This window comes from Gordonia terrae (assembly GCF_051789125.1).
GTDB classification, from domain to species: Bacteria; Actinomycetota; Actinomycetes; order Mycobacteriales; family Mycobacteriaceae; genus Gordonia; species Gordonia terrae_A.
Genome location: NZ_CP196526.1, coordinates 2,071,862 through 2,081,960, shown reverse-complemented (window position 1 = coordinate 2,081,960; position 10,099 = coordinate 2,071,862). Strand labels below are relative to the sequence as shown.

Annotated in this window: 6 protein-coding genes; 3 read left to right on the top strand and 3 right to left on the bottom strand. The window is 68.2% G+C overall.

The genetic code is table 11. The features are described from left to right. The first annotated feature begins 223 nt into the window (after positions 1 to 223). Together ACSUZC_RS09445 and ACSUZC_RS09440 are read left to right on the top strand one after the other, a co-directional pair. Complete coding sequence (locus tag ACSUZC_RS09445) at positions 224 to 649, top strand: HIT family protein (protein WP_439032559.1); 426 nt, start codon at positions 224 to 226, stop codon at positions 647 to 649. Next, positions 646 to 1,464 (top strand): SIR2 family NAD-dependent protein deacylase, encoded by an 819-nt coding sequence (locus ACSUZC_RS09440; protein WP_439032558.1) that lies wholly within the window; start codon positions 646 to 648, stop codon positions 1,462 to 1,464. Before ACSUZC_RS09445 ends, ACSUZC_RS09440 begins: the two co-directional genes overlap by 4 nt. A gap of 30 nt (positions 1,465 to 1,494) precedes the next feature. Here the strand turns inward: ACSUZC_RS09440 and ACSUZC_RS09435 are convergent, their stop codons facing one another. From ACSUZC_RS09435 to ACSUZC_RS09425, 3 genes are all read right to left on the bottom strand, one after another. Next, complete coding sequence (locus tag ACSUZC_RS09435) at positions 1,495 to 5,694, bottom strand: AAA domain-containing protein (protein WP_439032557.1); 4,200 nt, start codon at positions 5,692 to 5,694, stop codon at positions 1,495 to 1,497. Between the two features lie 94 nt (positions 5,695 to 5,788). Beyond that, positions 5,789 to 6,121: a rhodanese-like domain-containing protein gene (locus ACSUZC_RS09430; RefSeq protein WP_439032556.1), complete on the bottom strand. Its 333-nt coding sequence runs from the start codon at positions 6,119 to 6,121 to the stop codon at positions 5,789 to 5,791. A 137-nt stretch (positions 6,122 to 6,258) separates the two neighbouring features. Further along, the gene (locus ACSUZC_RS09425) at positions 6,259 to 8,007 is read right to left on the bottom strand and encodes a DEAD/DEAH box helicase (RefSeq protein ID WP_439032555.1); all 1,749 of its coding nucleotides are present in this window, start codon (positions 8,005 to 8,007) and stop codon (positions 6,259 to 6,261) included. A 236-nt stretch (positions 8,008 to 8,243) separates the two neighbouring features. Here ACSUZC_RS09425 and ACSUZC_RS09420 point away from each other — a divergent pair, with 236 nt between their 5' ends. Beyond that, positions 8,244 to 10,031, top strand: a complete 1,788-nt coding sequence (locus ACSUZC_RS09420; protein WP_439032554.1) for an AMP-dependent synthetase/ligase — start codon at positions 8,244 to 8,246, stop codon at positions 10,029 to 10,031. Positions 10,032 to 10,099 lie beyond the last annotated feature (68 nt).

Here is a 10,099-nt window from a genome sequence, read left to right as displayed (position 1 = left end):
ACCTGTCGGTATACCCGCCAGTAACCGCGCGGGTAACTTAGAGGACCTCGTCAACGCCCGTGAGAAGGGTCTCGAAACGCGCAGGCCAGGCGTTGCGGATCCAGCGGCCCGGCGACCCGAACAATCACTCGGCGAACCGTTACCAAACCGTTATGTGATGTGAACCACGCCGGCGCGGCGGACGAACGAGAGAGCGACCCCGCGGTTGTCCTAGAGTCGGCCCATGAGCAGTTGCATCTTCTGCGCCATCGTCGAGGGCACGTCGCCGGGACGCATCGTCTACTCCGACGACGACGTCGTCGGCTTCCTCGACATCCGGCCCGTGACGCGCGGCCACACCCTGCTCGTCCCACGGGTTCACTCCACAGGCCTCGACGATCTCGACCCGGCGATCGGATCGGCACTGTTCCGCGCGGGACAGCGACTCGCCACCGCCTTGAAGGCCGGACCGATGGCCGCGGACGGGGTGAATCTCGCACTGAACGACGGGAGCGCGGCTTTCCAGACGGTCTTCCACACCCACCTGCACGTGGTTCCGCGGCACACGGGCGACAAGTTGAGCTTCGCGAAGGGGTTCCTCGTGCGCCGGGACCCCGACCCGGACGAGACCGCGGCGCGAGTGCGCGCCTCGCTCGAATCCGCCGGATGACCGGCGGCCAGACGCCACAGCCGGTCATCCCCCCCGACGTCGCAGAACTCATACGGGGCGCCGACTGGATCACCGTCTTCAGCGGCGCGGGCATGTCGGCAGAGAGCGGGATCGCGACGTTCCGCGACACGCAGACGAACCGGCGTTCACAGGCGGCACTGTGGGACCGGTTCGATCCCGCCGAGCTCGCGACCCCCGAGGCGTGGGAGCGGGACCCGGCACTGGTCTGGGGGTGGTACCGATGGCGCGCTGGGCAGGTGCGCACGGCCCGGCCCAATGCCGGCCACCGCGCGCTCGCCGACCTGGGGACGACCCGCACCGTGATGGTGGTGACCCAGAACGTCGACGACCTCCATGAGCGGGCGGGAAGCGACGTCATCAGTCATCTGCACGGAAGTCTGTTCACCCCACGGTGTTCGGTCTGCGGTACCCCCTACGAGGGTGCCGACGCCCTTCCTGACAGCGGACCCGGCGACGACCCCGGGGACATCACCTTCGACCCACGTGTGCCGCCGCCCACCTGTCCGCGCTGCGGCGGGGCGGTCCGACCCGGAGTCGTGTGGTTCGGCGAAGCCCTGCCCGAGTCCGATTGGCAGCGGGCCGATCAGGCATTCCGCGCGTCGGAGGCGATCATCGTCGTCGGCACCAGCGGAATCGTCTATCCGGCCGCATCTCTACCCGAACGCGCTGTGCGGGCGGGCATTCCGGTCATCGAGTTCAACCCCGCCCCCTCCGCGCTGTCGGAGGTGGCGACCCACAGCCTGCGGATGTCGGCAGCCCAAGGTCTACCGGCTCTCGTGCACGCGCTCGACTGAGCGCCAACGTCTCCGGAGGACCGGGGTGGGTCACTCCCCCGCGGTGAGATCGATCGGTTCCCATCGCGGGGCGTCATCCGACACCGTTGCTCGTCCCGTCGGCGCGGCGGCGAGCGAGCCCGGTTTGCATCCACGCGCATCCAGCACCGACGCGACGTGATCGATCACGCGATCGGGATCCAGCACGAACTCGGACTCGCGCACCCGCACGAACTCCCACCCGCAACGACGCAGCTCGCGCTCGCGTTCCAGGTCCGACCGCGCCTGACGTCCGGTGCCCCGGAACTCGTCGGCATCGCATTCGACGGCCATACGGGCATCCGCGCCGAGGACCACGAGGTCGACGACCCGGTTGTTGACCTCGACCTTCGGGGTCACGTGATAGCCAAGCGCCACAAGGCGATTGAACACACGCTGTTCGAGGAGATTGTCGAACGGGGAGACCCGGCGGTCGTCGGGGATGTCGGTGGGCATCGGCGTGATCGAGGGCCCTTCCGCGGCCGTGACATACGACAGCAGCGAGTATCGGAGGTCGTTGGGCCGGAGGTCGTCGAGGGCGACCGAATGGAACAACCACAGCTGATCCATCGCGCGAGTTGCCGCCACGTTGAACCGTCGCTGCGACTCTGCCCGCGTCAGCGCCGTGATCGACTCGGGATCGGACACGACCATCGACAGGAACACCACCCGGCGCTCGTCCCCCTGGAAGTCCGGTGGCGATCCGACGCGAATCCGCCTCCGATGCCAGGTGTCGGCATCGAATTCGTTGCGCAGGGCCCGGTCGAGCGCCTCGACCTGCTTGGTGCCCTGCAGGGCGATGACCCCGAAGTCCATGGCGTCGTAGGCCGGATCGGCCAGGCAGTGTCGCAGGGAGTCGACGATCGCCGCGACCTCGGCCTCGTTGATGATCCCCGCCCCGCCGCCGGTCGACACCCCCTCGACCGCGACCACACGCAGCGGCTCGAGCCGATCGGACCCGTACTGCCGCACCGGGATCAGCGGGGAGCTGCCGTAGAACTGCCGCGACGAGAACTCGATGATCTCCGGCATCGAGCGGAAGTGCTCACGCAGGCCGACGACATTGCCGAATCGACTGCGCAACAACGAGAACAGGCTGGATCGTGGGGTGAGTCCGTCACGGAGGTAGGGCGGCAGGTCCGGAAGGGCCGCGTCGAGCTCGGCGAAGGCGTCGTCGAGTGTGGTGCCACTCAACCCGACCGGGGCGCACTGCTTGTCATCGCCGACGACGATCACCCGCGGAGCGAGCCACAGGAGGAAAGCACTGGTGATGTCGGCCTGGGAGGCCTCGTCGACGATGACGACGTCGAATGAGTTCCGGCGTGGCGGCAGCGTCTCGGCCACCTGGCTGATGGACATGATCCATGCGGGAATGGCGTTCTGCGCCTCCGCCATCGCCTCGCGGGCCGCGCGCCGGAATCGATTGGCGTGCTTCCCCGAGCCCTTGCCCAGGTTGATCATGTGGTCGCGATAGGACTGGACGGCCTGCATCTCGGCGGCGGTGGTGTGCGCCATCAGTTCGCGTTGTGCGCGCGCGGACGCGAGTCGCGTGGTGAGAGAGGCGATGTCGACGTCGAGGGCGTCGAGCTCGTTCTGCAGCCGGACCTCGGCGAGTGGATCGCTTCGGTCCATCGCCCAGGTGTGGGCGAAGCGCCACGCCCATGCCGCGCCCATGTCACGGGCGCGTTCAGCCCAGACCGGATCGTCCGGCGTGGACCACATCGACTTCGCGAGTTCGGGAGCGCGGCTGCGCAATCGGAGTCCCAGGAGCTCCAGGGCGTTCTGCGCCTCCGCCTCGGCGCGTGCGTCGGTGAAGGCCCGGCGGGCGCCCCGGATGGCATCGGCATCGGCCCCGGCGAGCGCCGCGACGAGCGCGTCACCCTCCGGGGACGGCCCCTGCTCCAGTTCGGCTGTCAGCGCGTAGGCGCACTCGGCGAGTTCCTGCTCGGCCAGAGCGGCGTCATTGGCGGCCGCGATCGATCGCGCCTGCCGTGCGACGGCCGCCACGTCGTCGACGCTGCGCGGCCGGGGCCCGCCCGGGCTGATGGCCTCGAGTTCCCGGACCAGGTGTTCGCGCCCCGACACGAGCCGCGAGATCCAGCTCAACTGGGTGTCCAGCCGGACGAGTTGATCGAGCTGCGCGGAACGCGATCCCGACGCGTCGACCGGGACGTGCAGGTCGCCGAGGATCCGGTGGACCTGATGCACGGCGTCGACGACCGTGAGATGGTCCGCCACCCGACGCAGCGAGGCCTCGTCCCGAGGAGGCCGACCATCGACGGTGGCCCGCACCGGTGACTCCTCGATCGCGCGCTGTTGCGGCGACCGGCGCAGGCGTCCCCGCCACTGTCCGCCATCGCGAAGGTGGTCGGCCGCAGCGTCGAACAACGCCGCATCGCCGGGTCCGTCGCCGTCGACGACGACGGTGTGTGCCCCGAGGTCGCGGTCGCGACGTGCGGCCTCGGCGATCACCGGTGACAGCGTCGTGACCCTCGACCACAGGTGGGTGGCCCGGCCGGCGAGCAACCGGTCGGCCATGTCGATCATCGGCGCGGGATACGACGCCACCTCGGCTGCCGCCACCGCGAGCTGGTCGCAGATGTCCTTGATTCGCAGGAGGCGCTCGCTCTCGACGCCGTCGAGAACCGCCAACAGCGATCCCGCGCCGGCCATCGGTTCACGCGGGCGGGCAGCGATCCGCGCGCAGATGGCATTCATCGAGACCGGGTCGGGCAGGTACTCGGAGAGCTCCGGGAATCGTTGCGACAGACGGGAAGCGGAGCCTCCGGTGATGGCGAGCAAATCCGCCAGGCGGACGAACTCGGCCGAGTCGAGAGGTGCCACCGCACCCTGGACCGGGCCCGGCATCCAATCGAACGCCGCCGCGTCTGCCAGCACCTGACGGACGATCTGCGCCGGCGTCCCGCGGTAGTCACCCGCCAGCCACTCGCGGACCTCGGTCTCACCCGCGCGGAGGTCCCACAGTTCGCGCAGGGTCTGGTCGCGTTCACGCAGGGCGTGGTCGCGGCGCGCGGTCAGGTCGGCGATCTCGGCGTCGGCCACCCCTGGCGAGAAGGACGACCGCCGCTCGGCCAGTGCGGTGACGGCGTCCACGATGCCGCCGGATCGATCCTGCGAGATGTCGGCGATGGACACGGTGAGTTCCCGCAGCGCGGGCGGGAGCATGTCCCGCAACACGTGGAGGGCGTGCGCCTTCTCGCTGACGACCAGCACACGCTGCCCCTTGGCCAGCAGAGCCGAGGTGACGTTGGCGATGGTGTGGGTCTTGCCGGTACCCGGAGGACCTTCGACGACGACGCCGGTGTCGGAGCCGAGACGAACGAGCACGTCACGCTGCTCGACGTTCGACGGCAGCGGGAACAGGGCATCGGCGATCAGTTCGGAAGGTGCGAGGACACCGGGGGCGTCGAGCGCATCGAGCCGGTCCGCAGCTTCCACCGGCGCCACCAGTTGCGCCAATCCCACAGGGACCGAACGCTTCTCGTCGCGCAGATCGTCAAGGATCGCGTCGTAGAAAGCCAGCGAGCTCTCGACCCCTCGTTGCCGGAGCACCAGGGCCGGCCGCAGGTCGAGGCCGAGCGTCACCTGCTCGGCGTCGATCTCGATCGCGTCGAGCCACTCGGCGGTCAGATCCCCGACCTTCGCGGCGAGCACCGATGACTGGGCGGACAGTTTCGCGCGGACCTTCACCGCTCCGGACAGATCCAGACCGTCGACCGCGGCCAGGAGGTGGGTGTCGTGCACGGCCGGCGCCGAACCGGAGGCGATGGACAACCGGATGACGCCGTCCTCTTCGCGTTCGGCGACGACGGCCTGGGTGAGCAGGTGCTCACGCACCAGGGGCCCGGAGTCAGGGTCGGTGGCGTCCCGGACCTCGACGAACGCCTGGGCGATGACGAGTTCCAGGGTCTCGGGGTTGTCCCCGAGTTCATCGACAAGCCGTGCGAGCTCGACCAGGGCGTCCCCCGTGTCGTCCGCCTCGGCGTCTGCCCCGGGCGCGAACTCTCCGAGAACCTGTCCGGGCTCGGCACCGGCGCGGATCGGCACGGGAGTGCCCGGGCCGACCCAGACCGCCCCCGGGTGATCGTCGATGTCGCGGATGTCGCCGGAGCGGGACCGGACGAGGTCCCGCAGGAACGTCATCAGCCGGGTGACCTGATCGCGCACCACATCGCGAGCGTCATCCTGCATACCGATGTGTTCCTCTCGTCGCCGGCGGCTTCTACGCTATCAAGACGCTGGTCAGAGGAAGGCTGCCGCGCGGTGGCGGCGTGCGTCCCGGGTCTCAGCTGTTGGTGCTCGACCGCAGCGCCGGGTATCCGCCGTCGACATAACGCACGTTGGTGTATCCGAGCCCGGCGATCTGTTCGGCGATCCGCGGCGCCTCCGAACGCACCGACACGACCGCGATCTCGGTGTCGCGGTCCCGGATCACCGGGAATGTGCCCGATGGGGTCGGGGCGAACCGCCTGGGAACCTCGTTGGGATCGACCACGAGCGCGCCGGGCAGGCTGCCCTGGTGACGCACCACCTGGGGGCGCGCGTCCACCACGACGGCGTGTCCCTCACGGCTGTGATCCATTGCTTCTGCTGCTGAAATTGCATTCACCACTGACACTGGTGACTCACCGATCCTGTACTCACTCGACAACCGGCCCCGCTTCTCGCGGACCCGGTGACCATCTGTTGGATGACCCCGTCGACCAGGTTACGGAATGATCTCGGATTGACAAGGTTCGTATCACTGACCCCAGGTCAGGACCGGCGTCCGCGTCCGGCGACCCGCGGAGACGGACGCTTTCCCCAGTTGCCGCCCTGTCCGCCTGCGCCACGCTTGGCGCCGCCGCGTGTCCGCGGCGATCCCATGTCCTTACGGATGTCGATCGGGTTCTTGCCGATCTTGGTGTGCCGCAGGTTGGACAGCGTCTCGCTGTCGAGATCGTCGGGCAGTTCGACGAGGCTGAAGTCGTCGCGGATGCTGATGTTCCCGAAGTCGCCGCGGCTGAGACCACCCTCGTTCGCGATGGCGCCGACGATCGCGCCCGGCGATACCTTGTGCTTGCGGCCGACGGCGATCCGGTAGGTCGCGAAGGTCGCGCCCGGACGTCGCGGAGCACGCTCCCGTTCGGGACGCCTCTCCGACTGCGGCGGATCCGGGGTCATCAGGAACCCACCGTCACGGGTTTCCAATGCCAGCGCCGCGGCGATGTCGGCCATGGTGACGTCGTTGTCCCGCGCATAGTTCTCGATCAGGCCCCGGAACAGGTCGAGATTGTCCGACGACAGGTTCTGGGTGATCGAGTCGGCGAACTTGGCGACGCGCTGGGCGTTGACGTCGTCGACGCTGGGCAGCCCGATCTCGGTGAGGGTCTGACGGGTGGCGCGTTCGATCGCTCGCAGCAGATGACGTTCCCGCGGCGAGACGAACAGCAGTGCGTTGCCCGACCGTCCGGCACGGCCGGTCCGACCGATGCGGTGCACGTACGACTCGGTGTCGTGCGGGATGTCGTAGTTGACGACGTGCGAGATGCGGTCCACATCGAGCCCGCGCGCGGCGACGTCGGTGGCGACGAGGATGTCGATCTGACCGTTCTTGAGCTGGTTGATCGTCCGCTCGCGCTGCGCCTGGGCGAGGTCGCCGTTGATCGCGACCGCCGAGAATCCGCGAGACCTCAGCTTCTCGGCGAGTTCTTCCGTCGCCTGCTTGGTACGGACGAAGACGATCATCGCGTCGAACGTCTCGACCTCGAGGAATCGGGTGAGCGCATCGAGTTTGCGCTGGTGGGACACCTGCAGATAGCGCTGCGTGATGTTCTGCGCGGTCGCGGTCTTCGCCTTGACCGTGATCTCCTGCGGAGAGTTCAGGTAGCGCTGAGCGAGGCGCCGGATGGCGCTCGGCATGGTCGCCGAGAACAGCGCGACCTGCTTGGTGTCGGGCGTCTCGGCGAGAATCCGCTCGACATCCTCGGCGAAGCCCATGGTCAACATCTCGTCGGCCTCGTCGAGAACCAGGAACTCCAGCCCGGAGATGTCGAGGGTCTTGCGATCGAGATGGTCGATGACGCGCCCGGGGGTGCCGACGATGACCTGGGCTCCGCGGCGGAGGCCGGCCAGCTGGACACCGTAGGACTGCCCGCCGTAGATCGGGAGGACCTTGACCTCGGGCATGTGAGCCGAGTATCGACCGAAGGCCTCGGAGACCTGCAGGGCGAGCTCGCGCGTCGGCGCGAGGATCAGCGCCTGCGGGGTACGCGCCGAGGTGTCGAGCCGGGAGAGGATGGGGATCGCGAAGGCGGCCGTCTTACCGGTTCCGGTCTGGGCCAGTCCCACCACGTCGCGGCCCTCCATGAGGGGCGGGATGGTGGCGGCCTGGATCGGCGACGGCGTCTCGTACCCGACGTCGGTGATGGCCGCGCGGACCCGCGAGTCGATCTCGAGGTCGTCGAACGTCCTGACGGAGGGTTCTGCCGGCGCGCCGTGTTCGCCTTGATCAGAAGTGCTCATGCGCTGCGGGTCTCATTCATCACCCTCAACTGTAAAGGCCCCGCGCCGGAATGTCGGCATCGCGCCCTGGCCGCGTCTCATCCCCGCCCTGAACAGGGCATACACCACGATGCCGGACGCCTGTGATGCATCCCACGAATACTGGTACTGTCAGTGCCACTCATCCGGCCATCGGTCCCGGTCACACGCATGCCGATGTCCGGAATGTCCACTTGTTCTCCCGTCTCAGGAGTGCCATGCAGCAGCAGTACGCCACACCGTCCGATCTGACGATCGACGACAAGGCGACGACCGTCGACACGATCCTGCGCTACCGCGCGGAGCGCCCCACGATGCCGCTCTTCCGCAAGCGCTCGCACAACCAGTGGGTCAACGTCACCGCCAAGCACTTCACCGATGAGGTCGACGCAGTCGCCAAGGGTCTCATCGCCTCCGGCGTGCAGGCCGGGGACCGCGTCGCGATCCTCTCGTCGACTCGTTACGAGTGGACCGTCCTGGACTATGCGATCTGGCGCACCGGCGCGTGCACCGTCGCCATCTACGAGACGTCCGCACCCGACCAGGTCCAGTGGATTCTCGAGGACTCCGGCGCCAAGCTGCTGTTCGTCGAGAACCACGAGCACTACACCCGTCACCTCCGGGTCATCGACGAGACGCCGACCCTCAAGGAGACCCTGGTCATCGACGACCACGCGCTCCCCACGGTCACCAAGCGAGGCGCGAAGGTCGCCGACGCGGATCTCGACCAGCGCCAGGCGAACGCGCTGTCGTCCGACGCCGCCACCCTGATCTACACGTCCGGCACCACCGGACGTCCCAAGGGCGTTGTCCTGACGCACGCGAACTTCCTCGCCGAGACCGCCGCCACCCGGGACGCTGTCGGCGCCGGCATGCGTGAGGGCAAGTCGACGCTGCTGTTCCTCCCGCTCGCCCACATCTTCGCCCGCGTCGTCACGGTCGGGTGCGTGGAGAACGGCGTGGTCCTCGGACACACCAACGACCTCACGAACCTCGTGGCCGATCTCGGCGTGTTCAAGCCCAACTACGTGCTGTCGGTGCCCCGCGTCTTCGAGAAGGTCTACAACTCGGCCAAGCAGAAGGCCTACGACGGCGGCAAGGGATCGATCTTCGACAAGGCGACCGACACCGCGATCGAGTACAGCAAGGCAACCGAGGACGGCAAGGTCGGCCTCGGGCTGAAGCTCCGCCATGCCCTGTTCGACAAGCTCGTCTACGGCAAGCTGCGCGACGCCCTGGGCGGCCAGTGCGAAGGCGCCATCTCCGGTGGCGCGCCGCTCGGTGCCCGCCTCGGACACTTCTTCCGCGGCGTCGGCATCCCGGTGTACGAGGGCTACGGATTGTCCGAGACCACCGCCGCGGTGACGGCGAACAACGAGGACAACCAGAAGGTCGGTTCCGTCGGCCGACCGATCCCGGGCGTCACCGTCGCCATCGCCGAGGACGGAGAGGTCCTGCTCAAGGGACCGGTCGTCTTCGGCGGGTACTGGAAGAACCAGGCCGCCACCGACGACGCCATCCGCGACGGATGGTTCCACACCGGTGACATCGGCACGCTCGACGACGGCTACCTGTTCATCACCGGGCGCAAGAAGGAACTGATCGTCACCGCCGGCGGCAAGAACGTGTCACCGGCACAACTCGAGGACACCATCCGGGCGCACCCGATGGTGAGCCAGTGCCTGGTGGTCGGCGACAACAAGCCGTTCATCGCCGCGCTCATCACGATCGACCCCGAGGCCGTTCCCGGTTGGCTGGAACGTCACGGACTGCCCGCCGACACCCCGATCTCGGATCTGGTCGACAACGCCGACCTCAAGGCCGAGATCGACGCGGCGGTCAAGGAGGCGAACACCAAGGTGTCCAACGCCGAGGCCATCAAGAAGTTCTCGATCCTCGACACCGACTTCACCATCGACACCGGTGAGCTCACGCCGACGATGAAGCTCAAGCGCAATGTGATCCACGACGCGCACAAGCAGGCCATCGCCGACCTCTACACCTGAGACGCAACCGTCACGCGACTCGCCGCGGGCCAAGATGACCTCGGGCCGCGGTGCTGTCTAGGGTGCAA